Raw genomic sequence first — 18,198 nt, 5'->3', positions numbered from 1 at the left:
ATTTAAGATTTGAATATTTCGGCCAGCATCTTGTCCATATCCTCATCTGTACCGCCCATGCTATCGCCATAACGGCCAATGATTTTACCTGAAGGGTCAATCATTATTTTTGTAGGAAGGGTATGTATACCATACTTTTCGTTAATATCCTTCGGATTTAATAAGTGCTTTATAATCAGTTGCATATCCAGCCCCCTTAACACATGGTGCCATATACCAATATTATCCTTCGCAACGGCATCTTTCCAGGCCTGATGGTTCCGGTCATCATCGGAAACGCTTATAATATCCAGTCCTTTTTCATGATACTTACTATACAGGGCTATCAGGTGCGGGTTACCTTTACGGCATGGAACGCACCAACTGGCCCAAAAATCAATTATTACATATTTACCTTTAAAGTCGGCCAATGATAGCGGCTTATCGTTTAGGTCATTCGCTGTAAAAGCTGCCGCAACACTTCCTGGCATTCCCGATTCTATTTTTTTAATTTCAATTGCCAGTTGCTTTGCATCGTCGGTTTCTTTTAATTCAGCATTGAAATTATTGTACACTGTTTTAATAGAATCAAGTCTCAGGCTCGAAATATCGTATTTTATCCGGTCGCTGGTAACATATGAATTGGGGTGCATTAAAAAGAAATGGTAATTGATCTTTTTGACCCTGTTATTAAATGGCTCTAATTTTTCTCTGATCTTTGCCTGCTTTTCATGATCCTTTTCTTTCATCAACTCGTCAACAACCGGTTGCCTTTCGGCCATCACAGCAGCTAATTCTTTGTTTAGTTCATCAAATTCTGATTGCGTTTTTGAGCCCGAAATTTGTATCCCAGCTTTTCCAAAAGGATTTCCAGTAAGCGTCATTTTTTTAGGTTCCAGGTAAATTACATGTCTTCTATCTTCAAGCTGCTGGCGCGATATTACTTCACCTTTATTTTTAAACCACATAATGGCGCTTCCCGGGTGATTAACTATATTGCCGCTTACCGTAAATTTCTGGTTTAGTACCGGTGTAGCTGTTTGCATGTACTTTCCGTTGGCATCTCTATAATTAAGCAATACAGAATCAATAACCGCACCGATTATTTGGCCGCTGAGTGTAAATTGCTTCCCACTGTTTGTTTCCTGAGCAAAAGCGTGTTGCAAAAGCAACAATGCCATTAGCGTACAGCCTATTTTTATTGTTTTCATAAATTTTATATTTGATGATGTTTTTAATGAATAAAATCCCCCCATCGAATTAATCTTTTAAGCAAATATTATTTTCCGAATATCTCTGTTAGTTTCTCATCAATTTTAGTTTCGTCGCCGGTGTAAACTAAAACTTTTCCTTCTTTATCCAGCAATACATAAAAAGGTATAAAGGTTGTCATATATAAACTACCTACCCTTGCAGGCATTCTTTTTATTGGAAATTCGTCACATACCTGTGTCCACGGCATTTTTTCAATATTCATGGCACCAATCCAGTCTTTCCATTTGCTATCGTCCGAAACGCTGAGAATATCAAAGCCTTTATCATGGTATTTTTGATATACCTGTTTCCAATGCGGAATAGCCTGACGGCAGGGATGGCACCAGCTTGCCCAAAAATCGATCATGGTATATTTACCCCTCAATGCCGACAAGGTAAACTTTGTACTGTCTCTTTTCAGCAAAGTAAAATCGGGGGCTATACTGCCGGGCTGTACCGTTTTAAGCTTGGCCCGCGAAGTTGCAAGGTTTTGATAATAAACCGATGACTTAGCTTCGCCTGTAAACTTGTTTAACATATTATCAAGCGTTGCATAAGACATATTACTTGAAAACAGGAACAGATTATAAAACATGTATATCCCGGCAACAGCTGATGGATTTTGATCTACGTAATTATCTATCTGCATTTTTTGCCATTTCTGAAGCAGCATTTTTACCGAATCCATCTCATCCCTTACCTTATACTGTGCATCTATATCTTTGGCTGTTGCCTTAAATTTTTCATTAAGCCTTGCTGAAACCGCCGCGTATTGTTTTTGTCCGGGATTGTTTTCATATTTCATCCAGTCATCATAGTTTTTAGAGCCGGTTTCAGTAAAATTCTTTATTATGGCGCCTTTCCCCATACCATAAGCCGTATAGTCATAATACTGCGAGCCGGTAGTATCGGCGGTAATATTCAGTACATTATTTTCCACAAACGCGGTAAATTTCCAGTTGCCAGGTTCTATCATTACAGACATCATTTGGGAAGTTTTTACAGTTCCTTTTAATTTAAAATAATTGTTTTTAATAATGCCGCTATCAATCACCTTTTCAGTCCGGTTGTCAATATTGGGCTGAATTAATTTTATCTTTCCGGTAGTAATACCTTTTATATTCCCCTTTATTAAATACCGCTTTCCGGGTTGTATGGTTTGGGCAAAGCTTTGTTGCAGTAAAAAAAGGACTACCGCAATACTACCTATTGTTTTTTTTGCTTTCATAAAATGTATAATTATTTATCAGTATTGAAATTAGATTAATTAAAGAGAGCTTTTAATTGCTCCCTTTAATGTTTATTAACAACACTCCATATCAGGGATTTGGAAATATCTGGCCATTGGCAGTTATTTCGCTATTTGGTATGGGCAATATCAATTGGTTAATCGTTGTAATGTAAGGCTGCATAGTTTTAAGGGTAGCAAAGGGCAGCCTGCGTAGGGCAAACCAATCTGCACCGTTTTCGGCCACAAAGTTTTTCATTTCTTCTTGTACAATAAGTACCTGTAAAGCTGCCGCGGTAGTGGCATTATTTACAGCACTATAATCGGTAAGGCCGGCGTGCCCCATTACTGTTGTTAGCAAGGGTTTAGCTTTTGACAAGTCCCCGTTTGATAAGGTAATGGCTTCCGCTTCCAGTAAATAGGCTTCTGTAAGGCGAAAAGCATAGCAGTGTTCGGATAAGGGGGTTTGAACAACGACACTTGGACTGCCCGAATAATACTTGGTTAACTGTCCTATTACTGTCCCGCGGAGCGTGTACGGCTGATAAACCCACTGATTACGGGGATCGTTTGCCAATAAGGTTATAAAAGAGGCTGAAACAGGATACTGGTTGTAGTATTGATTTTGCCTGAACTTATAGGTTTCCGTGCTGAATGGTTGTACCCCCAATATTACTTCTTTACTGGCAAAGCCTTTAGTCCAGAATATATCCTTTAAATTAGCTTCCAATGTAAAACCGCCATTGGTAATTACATCATTAGTTAGGCTGACAACCTGCGCATAATCTCCGCTTGATCCGCGATTTATTAAAACGCGCGCCTTTAACAATTTGGCCGCCGACACGTTTGCATAATATATTTGTGTATTAAGGGCAGGCAAACCGGCAATGGCCGCATCCAGATCGGCCAATATTGATGTATAAGCAGCGCTAACCCCACTGCGCGGAAGGTTAATATTAGTGGCATCAACAAACTCATCGCGCAAAATAATTCCGTATTTACTGTTAACATCGTAATACTGTCCATAATAAAGCAATAGCTCCTCGTTCGCAAAAGCTCTCAAAAATTTAGCTTCCGCTATCATTTGGGTTTTAGTAGCGGCAGGTATAGTGGTAACGGGTGCAACATTTTTTAAAAAACCGTTTGCGGCGTTTACCAAAGCATAACCATAGTTCCATTTATTAGTAACACCACCAGTGCTTAAAGCAGTAAAGGTAAAAGAATAATTACCGTCGTTACCGCTGGAGTTGGTTAATGCTCCGCTTAACTCTGATGGAAAAATTTCATTTACGTTTGTCCACAATACCGATGGGATACTATTATTATCTACCCCACCATTGGCAAAACGATAATATACCCCATTAAGAACGGTTGAGGCGCTTTTGGCATCAACAATAACATTGCCATCAACTTCAGATGTAGTAGGATACACGTTCAGCTCCTTTTTGCAGGCTGCTGTTAGGCAAACTGCAAACAGGGCCAAGGTTAATTTTATATTTTTATTTTTCATTTTTACGATCTCCTATTTTTTAAATTAAAAACCCACTTTAATGCCTAACGAGAATGTTTTTACAGTTGGATAATTACTTACATCCATGTAACCACCGGCTACACTGTATGGATCGTCGGACGTTTCGGGATCATTACCCGGGTATTTTGTAATGGTAAACACATTGGTTGCCGATGCGAATACCGAAGTGTTTTTCATCCCCGCCTTTTGCATCCAACGAATTTTATTAAAACGGTAACTGAATGACAGTGTACGCAATTTGATATATGACGAGCTGAAAACATCTAAATTGGATTTATAATAAATAATATCGCCCAATTGCAGCATGGGCTGGTTTGAACTGGTATTGGCAGGTGTATACCGGTTTAACATAGCCACGTTGGCGTTTGCAACACCCACAAACTCCATACTGGATACGTGATCGCCCCATAACAAACTACCACCTTGCGAGAAGGTAAAATAGAAATTCAGGTCAAAATTTTTGTAGGTAAAACTATGTGTAAAACCTCCAAAATAATTTGGCGCGGCATGGGCAATAATAGTATTAAAGTTAAGGTAGTTGGAACCAGCGGGTCCCTGAGGTTGCAATTCATACATCGGATCACCTATAGCCAGATATCGAAATACTGATGTGTAAACCCCCAGTTGTTGCTTATAGGCAGCCAACTGATCGGCAGTTTTTATAATACCTGTAACATGCAGGCCGGTTATTAAACCAAGTGGCTGCCCCTGAATAAGGGTAGTATTGCCAATTTCCAAGCCCGTAAAATTGCCCAATTGTCCTAAATTTGCGTTAGAGGCTAATTTGGTAACCAACGATCTGTTCCAGGTTATGTTTATCGAGGAATTCCACTTAAAGTCCTTAGTGTGCACAATATCGCCTTGTAAGCTTACTTCGAAACCTGTATTTTTAATACTTACCGCGTTACTAAGCATGGAACTGTATGAACTGCTTGGCGCTACAGGTAGTAATAACAAAGCCCCGCTGGTTTGCTTGTTATAATAATCAAGCGTTGCCTGTAGCCTGCCATTGAATAAGGATATATCCAGGCCCGCGTCGGCCTCTTTGGTGCTTTCCCATTGAATATCAGGGTTACCTACCTGGGTAGGAATTAAGGCGCTGGTACCCGCGTATGAATACGGACTATATAACGTACGGTACATTTGGTCGCCAATATTTTGGGTACCGGTTAAGCCATAGCTTCCTCTGAATTTAATGTCATCTATCCATTTAACATTCTTCAAAAAGTCTTCTTTTGAAATACGCCAGGCTACTGCGCCTGATGGGAAATAACCAAACTTATTATTGGGCCCGAATTTGGATGAACCGTCTGCACGGCCGGTAAAAGTAATGAGGTATTTATCCATTAACCCATAATTTGCACGGGCATAAAATGATAATAAATAGCTTTGTGGCTGCGATGGATCATCCCCCTTTACCAATAAGGGTGTAACAGCCGACGAAAGGCTGGTTAACACATTATCGTTAGGATAACCGGCGCCAGTTGCACTAAAAAAGCTTGTTTTTTTGGTTTCGTAGGATGTACCTACCAAAATATCAATTGCATGTATTTTATTAAATGTTTTATTATAAGCTAACGTATTTTCAACAAACCAATTGGTTAACTGGCTGTTTGAGTTGCCGCCAATACCGCCATTATTGCTTATGTTACCATAAAAACTTCCAATTGCTAAATAGCTTGGGGTATAGTTTCGCTGGTTATATGCTTGCATATTAAGCGATACCGTACTTTTAAACTGCAAGGCTGAAGTAATATCGTATATACCTGATATAGAACCCAATAAACTAAATGTTTTAGCATTATTAGTGGCTGTAAGCATTGCTACCGGGTTTTGGAAATTTTGATACGAAGCGCCAACCAATGAAAAATCCGTAAAACCGCCTAAAGCATTATAAGGTGCATAAGTGGGCGGGGCAATAAGTGCCTGGTCGTAAGCGCCGTTACCAATATCTTGATTGGTATAACCCACTATTAAATTGGTAATAAACCTGAATTTTGGCCCTATCTCGTTTTCAATATTCAGCTTTCCTGATATTCTTTGATAATCGGTTGATTTTACAACACCCGGTGTCGAGTTGTAAGAGATTGAACTGAAATACTTTGAAGCCGAACCACCACCCTGCACAGAAAGATCGGCATTGTGTGAAATGGTATTCCGGGTTACTTCGTTTATCCAATTGGTATTAGCGGTACCAAAATAGGTGCCTGGCGTATTTACTATCGCTGTTACATTGGCTGCCACGCTCCGGCCCTGAGCAACATGGGCATCGTAACTGTTTTTTGCAGCTTCGCTAAGTAATAATTTATATTGATCTGCATTTAAAAGATCAGGGGTTTTGGGCGTGGTAACTGTAGAGTAATAACTGGCTACTATTTGAGGTTTCATATCCTTTTTCCCTCTTTTAGTATTAATAAGTACCACTCCATTAGCAGCTTTCGAGCCATAAATAGCGGTTGATGAAGCATCCTTCAAAATAGTGATCGATTCAATATCATCAACATTTAAGCCCCCAATACTGTTTAACCCGTTTACAAAAGCGGTTGACATGCCTGTGCTTACCCCACCGTTACCGGTAACGTTATTGCCAACCGCGCTGCCGACATCAAAACCAGGGTTGATATAATTGTTTGAAACCTGTAATGGTACGCCATCAATTACATATAACGGATCATTACCACCTAAAATTGAGCTTGACCCGCGTATCCTGATCCTTACAGCGCCTCCGGGCGAACCATCAGTTTTGGTTACCTGCACCCCTGCCGCTTTACCGGCCAGTGCGTTATCAACCGTACCAAAGGGCACATCTTGAATATCTTTCACGTTAATGGTGGATACAGATCCTGTCAGATCTTTCTTCTTTATGCTCCCATAGCCTACAATAACTGTTTCGGATAGAGATGTTGTAGATTCATGCATTACAATAGTGATATTATTATCGTTACGGTTTACATAACATATCACCCGGGCAAAACCTACAAATGTAAACTCGAGCGCGTCGCCATCCTGAACGTTCAGACTAAATGCTCCCCCCTTATCGGTGATAGTTCCCAGGGGTTTGCCAACTACTTTAATGGTTACACCAGACAAATTGTTGCCAAGTGTATCTGTAACTCTTCCGCTTACAACAATAGGTATATTAAAGGAATCTCTAATCTTATCTAATAGTGACTTTTCCTTTTCCTTAATGATTACCGTTTTATTTTCTATCACATAACTTAAAGGCTGATCTTTTAAACCAAGCTGTAAAACATCATCAACAGAGCTGTTGGTTACATTAATGCTAATAGGTTTTGACTGGCTTAAAAGTTTGCCGGTATAAATGATATAATATCCGGTTTGCGCACGTATCTGTTTAAATAATTGCTCAAGTGAGATATTTTTTTTATTAATAGAAACTTTTTGCGCAAAAGTGCTGGCATTTACCTGTAGCAAAACTGTGAATAGTAAAATAACAGTAAGTTTCATAATCAACAGGGTTTTATTTACAACATAAGCAGAGCGCTTAGAATGAAACAAAGTGTAAAATTTCATACATTTGAATGTTTGGATTAATGATTAAATGGATTTTCAAAGCAAGTCTTGTAAACTGATCCAAAGTATTGACCGGAGGTGTTAGTAGCATCTCCGGTTCTTTTTTTGGAATAGTTGAGCATAGGTAAATTTATTGCATAACTATTACCCTCCTCCCTTCAATTTTAAAGTGAATTTGCCCGGTCAATTCTAACTTTCCGAGTAGTTCGGCTGCGTTCTTGTCACGGGAAACCGACCCTCCGAACCAGTCTTTTGAGATAGGCCCCCGGTATGTTATCTCAACATCATACCAACGCGATATTTTTCTCATCACACTTTCAATACGCTCATGATCAAAAACAAAATATCCGTTTTTCCACGCCGTAGCTTCTTCCAGATTAACATTCTGGTTAACAGTTAAACCTGTTGCAGCAAGTTGTGCCTGTTCTCCCGGCATAAGCAACGCCTGGTTTTGCCCTGCTGTTACTTTAACTTTTCCTTCCAGTAATGTAGTCTTAATAATAGGTTCATCTGCATAAGAATTAATATTAAAATGGGTACCTAAAACTTCTACCTGTTGTTTTCCACTGAGTACTTTAAATGGTTTATCTGGATCTTTTGTAACCTCAAAATAAGCTTCTCCGGTTATTTGCACCTTTCTTTCATGAGCCTGAAAAACCAGGGGATAGGTAATGGATGAAGCTGCATTAAGCCATACTTTAGTACCATCGGGTAAAACTACTATATATTGCCCCCCCTTAGGTGTTGTTAATGTATTGGTTTCATCTACGAAGCCTGCTTTTGAGGCGCTATCGGCTTTGTAGCTTAGTTCTTTATTAGCACTAAGCGCAACCAATTGTCCGTGTTTATTTCTTACTTCTTTAGCTTCACTCCCATCCAGAACAATAACTTTACCATTTGATAAAGTAAGTGTTGCTTTATTTGTACCGGGTCTAAATTTTGTGGCCTTCACCAATTCGGGATTATAAGAGGTGGTATTGCGTTTAAAAAATATAGCAACAGCTATACTGATCGTCAAAAACAAAATAGCAGCGGCAGCATACCACAAACGGGTGTTTGCAAATCTTTTCAGATGAATAACCTTAGGCGCAACTTCAACCGGAAACTGGTCGGGGTGAAGTTTTTCCCATAACTTATTTTTAAGCTCAAGCTCACCTTCCTCAAGGTATATTAGGGCATCATCAAAAGATTCATACCATTGATATAACATTCCGGTTTCCTCAACAGTTGTTTTTCCCTGAAGATATTTTTCTGAAAGCGTTTTAAATTGTTTTTGATCCATTACTAATTTATAGTATCCCGGATTTAACAAATAGCATCGAATGATGGCCTTTAAATCTGTGATGTTTTATGTATAGTACATAAAAGTGTGGTTCACCCTTAGTTAAAATGATCTTTTTTATAAAAAAAACAGGAAAATGAAGATTAAAAATTCTTTAAAGCCAGTTTTAGATACTTTAATGCCTTCGTAATATGTGCCTCAATGGTTTTTTCGGAAAGATTGAGCATTTCAGCAATTGTTTTATTGGTTAAATGCTGTTCCCGGCTGTATTTAAAAACAATTTGGCACTTTTCAGGAAGTTTATTAACCTTCTGCTCCAAATATTTTTTTAAAATTTGATAATCCATTAATTGGAATATTGCAGGTTCAGTAAATGGGTCATCCGATACTAACTCATCAGCACTCAATTGAATTTTTTCAATAGATTTGTTTATTTGCCTGAAAACGGCATAACGAATGGAAGTACCCAGATAATGTGATAAATTATCAATCTCCAGTTCTGTTCTCCTCATCCATAAACTTGACAATACATCTTGCACCACATCTTCTGAAGCCTGCTTTGAGCGGAGACGATTATAGGCGATTGCGTAGAGTTTCTTCCAATAACGATCAAAAATTTCATTATATGCATAAATATTGCCTTGCTTTAAGTGAAGCAACAATTCATCATCACTATTTAATGTCCTTTTCAACTATCGCCTGCAACTAAAGAACTAATATAAACTTAATATTGAGTTTACACAAGAATGAGCGTTTACTTTTATTCCTATCAATCTTGTAATTCATATCCTCACTACATTCCTTTAAATAATATTGAATTTAATTGGACGCAATTGTTATTTATACGCTATAACTAAAATTTGATGTTATAAAACTCAACATAACTGATATTAATAACAAGGGTTATTAATATTTCCATAAATTTTACGGATTTATGCGGATTTAATTTAATTTTATTAATATAATTGGGATAATTTTCCCACTATTGATAGTTTTTCTGTTTACGCAATTTTGACTTTATGATAATTAACCATTTGGATCTTACTGATATTGAAATATTAAAACACTTGCAGCGCGATGCATCGTTAACAAACAAAGAACTATCATATAAACTCCATAAATCCATTGCTACAATTCATGAGAGGGTACGCCGCCTTAAAGACCAGGGCGTTATTCAACGGACGGTCGCAATTTTAAATCGTAAGAAAATTAACCGAAGCCTGATTGCCTTTAGCCAGGTGTTATTAAATGACCATGCGGCAGATACACTTTACCAGTTTGAGCATGAGGTAGCCAAATTCCCTGAAGTGATGGAATGTTTCCAGATGACCGGTACTTTCGACTTTCTGCTTCGCATAGCGACCAGTGATATGGACTCGTACCACGATTTTTACCGCAACAAACTGGCCAAACTGCCCAATATTACTACCGTACAAAGTTTTTTTGTACTCTCAGAAACTAAAAGTGATACTGCCTACCCGCTTTGAATCACTGCAATGTTTTTTTACGATTTCCTTATCCTTTACCTACTGGGCGGGATTGTTGTTAGGCAAATGAAAGCCCAGGAAAGGAAAAATATTAGAAAAAGGAAAAGGTTAAAAAAAGCATTTTTTATGCGTCAAAAACAGTTGATAAAGTTCGGTCGCTCAAAATGGCCAACTGGGCTCGAACCTGAAAAATACGGTATATTCGCTAATAATCAAGCTTTTGCATGACCCTTACTTTGCGTTACTAAAACATCGAACCATTTGATAAAAACACAATCAACTAATAATCAATACAATAAAGCAAAAAAGAGCAGTCTTTTCAAACTGCTCTTAAATTAAAGGGTAAATGATGGGGCTCGAACCCACGACCCTCGGTACCACAAACCGATGCTCTAACCAACTGAGCTACATCTACCGTTTGGAGAGTGCAAATGTAAAAATCTTCGGCCTAAATGCAAAGCCTTTTTTAATATTACATTGGGCTTACCTGTTACTACCTCTGTATAAGTAGATTTGTGTTATGACAGAGCAATTAGTAGAATTGAATGTAACAGGGATGCACTGTAATAATTGCGCCTTGTCCATACATAAGCTGTTGGAAAAAAAAGGATTGAACAATATTCTGGTTGATTTTGCCGGCGAGGAAGTTAAATTCTCTAACGCTAACGGCACACAACTACCCGAGATAATAAAGGGCATTGAGCAATTGGGCTTTAAAGTTGTTGATAACCTTGCCCTGCATGCACCAAAGTTTTATGAAAAGGTAGAGAACAAATTTATTTTCTGTGCCATATTTACCGCCCCCCTTTTATTGCACATGATTTTGCCATGGCATTTTTTACATATGCCGATGGTGCAGTTACTATTATGTTTACCTGTTTTTATTGTGGGATGCCTGCATTTTGGTAAAAGCGCCTGGCACTCTGTTAAAGGCGGTGTCCCTAATATGGATGTACTGATATTTATTGGCTCAACATCTGCTTTTATTTATAGTTTAGTTGGCACTATCCAAAACCTGGGCGAACAGTACCAGTTTTATGAGACCTGTGCCACTATTATTACATTGGTGTTGTTGGGTAACGTTTTCGAGAAACGTTCGGTAAATCAAACTACATCTGCTGTAAAAGACTTAATTAAGTTTCAACAGGTAAATGCTAACCGGATTATTAATGGCACTATTGAGGTGATTAACGCGCGCGATGTGCGCCCCGGTGATGTACTATTGGTTAACCACGGAGATAAAATACCGGTTGACGGTGATATTCTGGAAGGCAGCGCATCTGTCGACGAAGCCATGCTTACCGGCGAAAGTATACCTGTTGAAAAAGAAAAATACGATAAAGTAATAGGCGGGACAATAGTGCAAAATGGTAACCTGCGAATGATTGCTACCAAAGTTGGCTCTAATACTATACTATCGCAAATTATTGAATTGATGAAAAAGGCGCAGGCGGCTAAACCTCCTGTTCAAAAACTGGGCGATAAGGTGGCTGCTATATTTGTACCCGCGGTAATATTAATTTCCTTACTAACCTTTGTACTTACATTTTTTCTGAGTGATATAGGTTTACAAAAATCATTAATGAATGCTATTGCTGTGCTGGTTATCTCCTGCCCATGCGCTATGGGTTTAGCAACCCCTACCGCGGTTATGGTTGGGCTGGGCCGCGCTGCTAAAAGCGGCATATTAATAAAAGGAGGCGATACCATCGAAGCTGTTGCTAATACCAAATATGTGGTATTTGATAAAACAGGCACGCTAACTACCGGCAAATTCAGTATTCATGATATAAAGGTGGAGGATGGTGTTGACCTGGAGCATATACGTGGAATAATAGTGGCAATTGAAGAAAGATCCAATCATCCTATTGCAAAATCGCTGGTAGAGGGATTAAAATCATTACCTCAAACTAAACTAATACTACGTTCGGCCACCGAAGAAAAAGGATTAGGCATGCGTGCCGAAGACGTGGAAGGCAATCACTATTTCCTGGGTACAGGGAAATCAATCGACGCGAATGATTTTAATTTGTCGCTTTATAAGAACCAGGTCTTATTAGCACAAATAGCTATAGATGATACCATAAAGCCTGAAGCCATAACTTTAATAACCCAGCTTAAAAAAATGGGAATAATCCCCGTTTTATTAAGCGGCGACAGAGAAAACAGATGCCAAAAAGTTGCAAAGACAGTTGGCATTAACGAGGTGCACGGAGAAAAACTACCTGATGAAAAGCTAACTGTTATTGACATCTACAAACAAAAAGGCAAAACCATAATGATTGGCGATGGAATAAACGATGCCCCTGCCTTAACCAAGGCCGATGTTGGTGTGTCTATGAATGATGCCAGCCAGATAGCCATACAATCTGCACGGGTAATTTTATTAAATACAGACCTGCATTCGGTTATTAAATTCCTGCAGATCAGCAGGCATACGCTGTTAACCATTAAACAAAACTTATTTTGGGCATTTGCCTATAATGTAATTGCTATACCTATAGCGGCATTAGGCTTTTTAAACCCTATGGTAGGCGCATTTACGATGGCTTTCTCTGATGTGGTAGTCATTGGAAATTCACTAAGATTGAAGCGCAAGCGTATAACCCCCTAACCTGAGCAATCGCTTTTAAATTGCAGGCAGGTATAGCTTCAAAATATAAGTTTTGGTTTTGGCTAAAGCCCGTCTATAATTATAATCTTAACCCGTTGGCTGAAGCCAACGGCAATGAAAGACTATTTTGCTATCATTGCCGTCACATTTATGTGACGGACCCATAAAAGAATTAGCACCGGCTTTAGCCAAAAAAATCGCCATTATGGGTAAATGACCTGTTTTGGTACAGTCAATTTTTAAAAGCGATTTCCCTACCCCTACTCCTTAAAGGGGGAATAATTAATTTATTATTATTTTTACGCCATTCAGCTCCCCCTTTAGGGGGCCGAATGGCTAATGATTGAAATTTATACAGATGGTTCATCAAGCGGTAATCCGGGTCCGGGGGGATATGGTGTGATATTACGTGCGGGGAGTCATTATAAAGAACTGTCTGAAGGTTTCCGCAAAACAACCAATAATCGCATGGAACTGCTGGCGGTAATAAAAGGTTTGGAAGCACTGAACAAGCCTAATCAAGATGTAACCATATTTTCCGATTCAAAATATGTAATTGATGCCATCGAAAAAAAATGGGTGTACGGCTGGTTGCAAAAAGGTTTTAAAGACAAAAAGAATAAGGACCTTTGGCTGCGTTATTTAGATATCAGCAAATTACATAACGTAAAATTCAACTGGGTACGTGGTCATAATGGACACCCCGAAAACGAGCGTTGTGATGAGTTGGCTGTAGCTGCCGGAAAGCAAAAAGATTTACTAATAGATTCTGTTTTTGAGATGGAAGCAGCTAAGGCTAATCAATTTTAATTACAAACGTGCAACTGATATAATGGCGGCATTATATTGTCGGTGATTTTGTTTTCATCTTGTTTCAAATAACTTGTTTCACCACTCCTAAAATTAACAATTTGTAATTATTTGATTATCAATAAAAAAACTTAAAATCACACCTAAAAATACTGACGAATAAGTTGTTACATTTTGTTTCACCACTTTTTATCAATTACCTAATAAACAAATACTTTAAGTTAAAATCTTGTTTCACTTGTTACATTTTGTTTCACACTCACGTGAAACAAGATTCGCTTTGTCCTTGCTCTTTTTATTATTTAGCCAACTCAATCACCTGTAGATCCTGTATCTTATTACCATCAATATTAAACCGCATTAAAGTGCGTACTTTTTGCCAGCCCTGTTTACCTGCCGCTCCCGGATTTAAGTGCAGGCAGTTTATCTTTTTATCATAGATTACCTTTAAAATATGCGAATGCCCCGATATAAATAAAGCGGGCGGATTGGCATATATTTCATTCCGTATCCGCAGGTCATATCTATCCGGGTAACCACCAATATGCGTCATCCAAACATCCACATCCTCGCATTTAAACCGCAAATTTTCGGGATAGGTTTGTCGTATTTCTTTACCGTCGATATTGCCATATACGCCGCGCAAAGGTTTAAACGCGGCCAGTTTATCAACCAGTTCAATATTACCAAAATCACCTGCGTGCCATATCTCATCACATAGTTCAAAATGTTTAAAGACGGCATCGTCTAAAAAACTGTGGGTGTCTGATAGCAGGCCTATTCGGGTCATTTTAAAATATAGTAAAGAAGTCTTTTAACTTGTTTTGATACTCTTCCGAATATACTTTTGGCCGAGCATAAATAACAAATTGCTCATCCGGGTTTTTTGTTTCATCCAAAGTTAACACTAAAATCTCCCGGTGCGGAACTGAATCAGGATAAGATAGGATACTTATTACCTGCTTTATATTTAGCTGATGCTGCGTATTTATAACTTTCACTAATTGGGCGGTTTGCAAAGGTAATATCAACCAGCATTCACCATTTTCTGTTAGGTGGCCGGCAACAGACCTTATCAGCTCTTCAAAAAAATATTCATCCGTATGTTTAGCCAGGCTTTTCTTAGCTCCCGGTGATTCGAGCGAATTAATATGGAACGGCGGATTAGAAACTATAAGGTCATACTTCTTTTCGGAATGATCTTTAAAGAAAGCCCCGAAATCGGCCGGATAAACACTCAGACGATCAGCAAACGGTGATCCTGCAAAATTCCGCTTAGCCGTTTCCGCAGCGGTTATGTCTATTTCAACAGCATCAATTTTGGAGCGAATAAACCTCTGCCCAAGCATTAAAGCAATTACACCTGTACCTGTGCCAATATCCAATATAGTTACAGCATTACTTGTTTTAGCTAAGGCGCCCAGCAATACACCATCCGTATTGATCTTCATGGCACAACCGCTTTGATCGACACTGAATTGTTTGAATTTGAACATTCAATAAATTAATTACTTTTGAGTAAACCTAACAAATGCCCTGAACTATTTCAATTATTTAGTATTCATGGCAACAATAAATACAAATTTCAGACAAGAAGAATGAAAGTAATGGTAAAAACCATCTATGCATTAGTGGCTATTGTGATGACTGTTAATTACTGTAGCGCTGCAGATATTTATGTTTCGCCACATGGCAATGACCATAATACAGGTACTAAAGCAAAACCATTTTTCAGTATAAAACGAGCGCAGCAACAGGCGCGGAAAAGCAAAGGCACGATTACTGTTTATTTACGGGGAGGCGTATATTATTTAACTGAAACCGTGGAATTTTCATCAAAAGATTCGCGGGAAAAAGGCGCAGGTGTTACTTACAGGTCCTATCCCGGCGAAAAGGCAATTATAAGCAGTGCAAAGGTTTTAAAACTCCAATGGCATGATTATAAAAATGGCATTAAACAAGCCCATGTTGACCAGGATATTTTGTTTGATGAGTTGTTTGTTAACGGCCAGTTGCAGCATATAGCCAGGTATCCAAATTACAACCCTCAAATTGCGCATTATGGCGGTTTTGCCGGGGATGCCATAAGTGACGAAAGGATTAATAAATGGCAAGATCCAGCTGGTGGATATATCCATGCCTTACATAAAAGCGAGTGGGGCGGCTTTAGTTACCTGATAACCGGTAAAGACGGCAAAGGCGGCTTAACCATGGAGGGTGGCTATCAAAATAACCGCCCGGCACCAATGCATGCAAAATTCAGGTATGTGGAGAATGTTTTTGAAGAGTTGGATACTGTTGGCGAATGGTATTACAGTAAAACTAAACATACACTGTATTTTTATCCGCCTAAAAATACCGACCTTAATAAAGCAAAAATAGAGGTACCCCAGCTCGAAACCCTTTTTGAATTGAAGGGTACTGAACAACAGCCGGTAAAAAACATCAGCATTGAAGGACTGGAATTTACACAAACGGTGCGTACATTCATGAAAACAAATGAGCCGCTGTTACGCAGCGACTGGATGATCTATCGCCGGGGAGCTTTAATTATGGAGGGTGCTGAACATTGCTCGGTTAAAAATTGTTTTTTTAATACTGTTGGGGGCAATGCCATAGTATGCTCTGATTATAACCGACATAATGAAATTTCTGGATGCCATATTGCTGATATCGGCAGCAGCGGCATTGTTTTTACCGGCGACCCAAAAGCGGTGCGTTCTCCCCTGTTCAGGTATGAGAACACTAATGATCCAAACAAAGTCGACCAAACCCGTGGCCCCCAAACCAATAATTACCCGGCCGATTGTTTAGTTTATAATAACCTGATAGAGAATATTGGCTGTGTTGAAAAACAAGTAGCAGGCGTAGAAATATCAATGGCTATGAATATTACGGTTAGCCATAACACTATTGACAAAACACCCAGGGCAGGTATTAACATAAGCGAAGGAACATGGGGAGGCCATATCATTGAATATAATGATGTGTTTAATACTGTTTTAGAAACGGGCGATCATGGTTCATTTAATTCGTGGGGGCGAGACAGATTTTGGTACCCTAACCGGAAAATGATGGATAGCATCAATGCCGCTCAACCAGAACTGGTTTTGCTGGATGTTATTAAACCGGTCATCATCAGGAACAACCGTTTTAGATGTGACCATGGATGGGATATTGATCTGGATGATGGCTCAAGTAATTATGAAATATATAATAATGTTTGCCTTAACGGCGGATTAAAGCTAAGGGAAGGCTTTCATCGCACAGTTTATAACAACATTATCATTAATAATTCTTTCCACCCGCATGTATGGTTTAACAATAGCGATGATATATTTACCCATAATATAGTAATGGCGGGTTATTTCCCGATAGGTATAAAATATTGGGGTAAAACAGTCGACAATAATATATTCCCTGATTCTTTATCGCTCAAAAAAGCCCAAACAAGAGGCACAGATCAGAATTCTTTATATGGCGATCCCGGTTTCATCAATCCTTCAAAAGCAGATTATAGGGTAAAGCCCGAATCGGCAGCACTGAAAGTCGGGTTCAAAAACTTTCCGATGGATCAGTTCGGCGTAGTTTCTGCTAATTTAAAAGCGGTTGCTCATCATGTAGCAATCCCCGTATTAATTTTCAGGTCAACAGTAAATAACCAGTCTGTTTATGAAGTTATGGGAGCAAGGGTGAAAAATTTGAATACGCTTGGTGAACGATCTGCTACCGGTATGGCTTCTGAAACCGGCGTTATTGTATTAGAGCTTAGTTCAACAAGTAACCTATATGGAAATATCTTTCCCAATGATGTGATATTATCATTACAGGGAATACAGGTAAAGAATATCAATGATCTGCTTAAAGCCAAAGAAAATATAAAACCCGGTGCAGAAATCAGTATGGAGGTATTCAGAGATCAGATATCAAAAAAAATAAGATTCATATTAAAGGATTAAAAGTAGTTAAATTAATATCGCCTTTGTGTCATTTCGAACGAGGTACGAGAGAGAAATCTATACACCTGCTTTATTAATTTGCTTGTGTATGGATTTCTCGCTATCGCTCGAAATGACACAAGGAGGAAATTTAACCCTCATAAAATTCAATTGGCAATCCATCTGGGTCTGCAAAAAAAGTAAACTGTTTGCCGGTAAACTCATCTATTCGGATAGGTTCGACAACTACATTATACGCAGTTATAGCGGCTACTGCTTCATCTATATTATCCACTTCAAAAGCTAAATGGCGCAGCCCGGCTGCTTCAGGGCGTGATGGCCTTTTAGTTGGATCAGGAAATGAAAAAAGCTCGATCTGGTATTGGTTACCCACCTCCAGGTCAAGCTTGTATGATTTACGTTCGGCACGATAAACTTCTGCCAATATTTTAAATCCGAGTACCTGCGTATAAAAGTGTTTTGATACTTCATAATCAGAACAAATAATGGCGATATGGTGTACCCGGTTTATTTTAAGCAT

14 protein-coding genes and 1 tRNA gene are annotated in these 18,198 nt (G+C 38.8%); 5 read left to right on the top strand and 10 right to left on the bottom strand.

The annotated features are described in order from the left end of the window. Window positions 1-2: 2 nt before the first annotated feature. From JWR23_RS10130 to JWR23_RS10105, 6 genes are all read right to left on the bottom strand, one after another. Window positions 3-1,190 carry a TlpA disulfide reductase family protein gene (locus tag JWR23_RS10130; protein ID WP_299515790.1) on the bottom strand — a complete coding sequence of 396 codons (1,188 nt, stop codon included), beginning with the start codon at window positions 1,188-1,190 and terminating at the stop codon, window positions 3-5. Window positions 1,191-1,258: 68 nt separating this feature from the next. Further along, window positions 1,259-2,461, bottom strand: coding sequence for a TlpA disulfide reductase family protein (locus tag JWR23_RS10125; RefSeq protein WP_299515789.1), 1,203 nt, complete (start codon window positions 2,459-2,461; stop codon window positions 1,259-1,261). A gap of 91 nt (window positions 2,462-2,552) precedes the next feature. After that, window positions 2,553-3,971, bottom strand: coding sequence for a RagB/SusD family nutrient uptake outer membrane protein (locus tag JWR23_RS10120; RefSeq protein WP_299515787.1), 1,419 nt, complete (start codon window positions 3,969-3,971; stop codon window positions 2,553-2,555). 24 nt (window positions 3,972-3,995) lie between these two features. Next, on the bottom strand, window positions 3,996-7,460 hold the full coding sequence (locus tag JWR23_RS10115; protein ID WP_299515785.1) for a SusC/RagA family TonB-linked outer membrane protein: 3,465 nt from the start codon (window positions 7,458-7,460) through the stop codon (window positions 3,996-3,998). Between the two features lie 196 nt (window positions 7,461-7,656). Further along, the gene (locus JWR23_RS10110) at window positions 7,657-8,808 is read right to left on the bottom strand and encodes a FecR family protein (protein WP_299515784.1); all 1,152 of its coding nucleotides are present in this window, start codon (window positions 8,806-8,808) and stop codon (window positions 7,657-7,659) included. Window positions 8,809-8,951: 143 nt separating this feature from the next. Further along, window positions 8,952-9,500, bottom strand: coding sequence for a sigma-70 family RNA polymerase sigma factor (locus JWR23_RS10105; RefSeq protein WP_299515783.1), 549 nt, complete (start codon window positions 9,498-9,500; stop codon window positions 8,952-8,954). A 327-nt stretch (window positions 9,501-9,827) separates the two neighbouring features. Here JWR23_RS10105 and JWR23_RS10100 point away from each other — a divergent pair, with 327 nt between their 5' ends. Continuing rightward, the gene (locus tag JWR23_RS10100) at window positions 9,828-10,295 is read left to right on the top strand and encodes an Lrp/AsnC family transcriptional regulator (protein WP_299515782.1); all 468 of its coding nucleotides are present in this window, start codon (window positions 9,828-9,830) and stop codon (window positions 10,293-10,295) included. A 66-nt stretch (window positions 10,296-10,361) separates the two neighbouring features. After that, window positions 10,362-10,523 (top strand): hypothetical protein, encoded by a 162-nt coding sequence (locus JWR23_RS10095; protein ID WP_299515781.1) that lies wholly within the window; start codon window positions 10,362-10,364, stop codon window positions 10,521-10,523. Between the two features lie 113 nt (window positions 10,524-10,636). On the opposite strand, the gene JWR23_RS10090 is transcribed toward JWR23_RS10095, so the two are convergent. After that, window positions 10,637-10,710 (bottom strand) — tRNA-His (locus JWR23_RS10090). A 105-nt stretch (window positions 10,711-10,815) separates the two neighbouring features. On the opposite strand from JWR23_RS10090, the gene JWR23_RS10085 reads away from it, so the two are divergent. Together JWR23_RS10085 and rnhA are read left to right on the top strand one after the other, a co-directional pair. Further along, window positions 10,816-12,909, top strand: coding sequence for a cation-translocating P-type ATPase (locus JWR23_RS10085; protein ID WP_299515779.1), 2,094 nt, complete (start codon window positions 10,816-10,818; stop codon window positions 12,907-12,909). A gap of 339 nt (window positions 12,910-13,248) precedes the next feature. Next, complete coding sequence (gene rnhA / locus JWR23_RS10080; RefSeq protein ID WP_299515777.1) at window positions 13,249-13,719, top strand: ribonuclease HI; 471 nt, start codon at window positions 13,249-13,251, stop codon at window positions 13,717-13,719. Between the two features lie 298 nt (window positions 13,720-14,017). Here the strand turns inward: rnhA and JWR23_RS10075 are convergent, their stop codons facing one another. Together JWR23_RS10075 and JWR23_RS10070 are read right to left on the bottom strand one after the other, a co-directional pair. Then, complete coding sequence (locus JWR23_RS10075; protein ID WP_299515775.1) at window positions 14,018-14,509, bottom strand: metallophosphoesterase family protein; 492 nt, start codon at window positions 14,507-14,509, stop codon at window positions 14,018-14,020. Window position 14,510: 1 nt separating this feature from the next. Continuing rightward, complete coding sequence (locus JWR23_RS10070; protein ID WP_299515773.1) at window positions 14,511-15,215, bottom strand: methyltransferase; 705 nt, start codon at window positions 15,213-15,215, stop codon at window positions 14,511-14,513. Window positions 15,216-15,233: 18 nt separating this feature from the next. On the opposite strand from JWR23_RS10070, the gene JWR23_RS10065 reads away from it, so the two are divergent. After that, window positions 15,234-17,678 (top strand): PDZ domain-containing protein, encoded by a 2,445-nt coding sequence (locus JWR23_RS10065; protein WP_299515772.1) that lies wholly within the window; start codon window positions 15,234-15,236, stop codon window positions 17,676-17,678. Between the two features lie 130 nt (window positions 17,679-17,808). On the opposite strand, the gene JWR23_RS10060 is transcribed toward JWR23_RS10065, so the two are convergent. Beyond that, entirely contained in the window at window positions 17,809-18,198 is a 390-nt protein-coding gene (locus tag JWR23_RS10060; protein WP_299515770.1) for a VOC family protein, read from the bottom strand.

The organism is Mucilaginibacter sp., from assembly GCF_028288205.1.
Lineage (GTDB): Bacteria > Bacteroidota > Bacteroidia > Sphingobacteriales > Sphingobacteriaceae > Mucilaginibacter.
The sequence above is the reverse complement of the archived record's forward strand: the minus strand, read 5'-3'. Positions and strand labels throughout refer to the sequence as shown.